This is a genomic window from Flavobacterium azizsancarii, assembly GCF_027980145.1.
In the GTDB taxonomy this organism is placed as follows: Bacteria; Bacteroidota; Bacteroidia; order Flavobacteriales; family Flavobacteriaceae; genus Flavobacterium; species Flavobacterium azizsancarii.
In genome coordinates this window covers 1-245 of sequence record NZ_JAMZNK010000142.1, presented here as the reverse complement: position 1 = coordinate 245, position 245 = coordinate 1, and the positions used below count along the sequence as shown (strand labels likewise).

The window sequence follows — 245 nt, the reverse complement described above, 5'->3', positions numbered from 1 at the left end:
GCAGATGGTGTCGCAGGTTGTGCATTGAACACAACATTACCTGATGCAGCAGAAATACAGCCTACAGCATTTGTTACTGTAAAGGTATATGTAGTTCCTGCCGTTAATCCTGAAATTGTCGTAGAAGCAGTACTTCCTGTAATATTTCCTGGGTTGATGGTCCAATTCCCTGATGGTAAACCATTCAAGACAACACTTCCGGTAGCAACTGTACAGGTTGGATGTGTTATGATTCCAACTGTTGG

General features: G+C 42.9%; 1 protein-coding gene. It reads right to left on the bottom strand.

The features are described from left to right. A partial coding sequence (locus NJT12_RS24960; RefSeq protein WP_271338810.1) for a hypothetical protein occupies nt 1-245 on the bottom strand: 245 nt, incomplete at both ends.